The sequence below is a fragment of the Mesorhizobium sp. M1E.F.Ca.ET.041.01.1.1 genome, assembly GCF_003997355.1.
GTDB lineage: Bacteria > Pseudomonadota > Alphaproteobacteria > Rhizobiales > Rhizobiaceae > Mesorhizobium.
On sequence record NZ_RZSL01001214.1, the window covers coordinates 1 to 559 of the forward strand.

At 60.3% G+C, this 559-nt stretch carries 2 protein-coding genes; both read left to right on the top strand.

Features of this window, described 5'->3' with window-relative positions; all coding sequences use genetic code 11:
• Positions 1 to 233 (top strand): hypothetical protein (locus tag EOA38_RS39650; protein WP_189435266.1); only part of this gene is annotated, 233 nt, incomplete at its 5' end.
• A gap of 81 nt (positions 234 to 314) precedes the next feature.
• A partial coding sequence (locus EOA38_RS38430; RefSeq protein ID WP_245481042.1) for a VirB8/TrbF family protein occupies positions 315 to 559 on the top strand: 245 nt, incomplete at its 3' end.

The following is a 559-nucleotide window of genomic DNA, read 5'->3' on the forward strand; positions in this document are numbered from 1 at the left end:
TCTATGTGCTGATGCAGATCCCGGCGATCGCCTCGATCCTGAACGGCGGCGGATATCTCAGCACCGTCGGCGCATACCGCTCCTATGGCAATGTCCCGGGCAATGTCGCCCTCTATTCCGGAGCGCGGTTGGTCGCCAACCGGTGGCAGCGGCTGAGATCATCCCGCACCAGCGAGGCGGCTCGATCATCCATTCAGCAAGCGGCGCGCGATAACGCGAGGCCGTTGGCCTAGAAGCGCAAAAATCCGCCTGAGAAGTGCTGCTTGAGGGCCGCAGTGGGAGCTTTGACATGAGGCTAAAGTAAAGTGACAAAAATGCAGGCAAGCATCCCCGCCGAGACCGGCAAACTCGTTGAGGAGCGCTACTATCAGGCCGGCGCGACATGGGAGGACGACACACACCGGTCTCTCAGACGTTCGCGCACGCTGGCGTGGCTTATCAGCGGCATCGCCAGTGTGGTTGCGGGCCTGTCATTGCTGACGCTCGTGCTCATCCTGCCGCTCAAGCAATTCGAACCCTATGTGATCGAGGTCGACAAGACGACCGGATATCTCGAAGT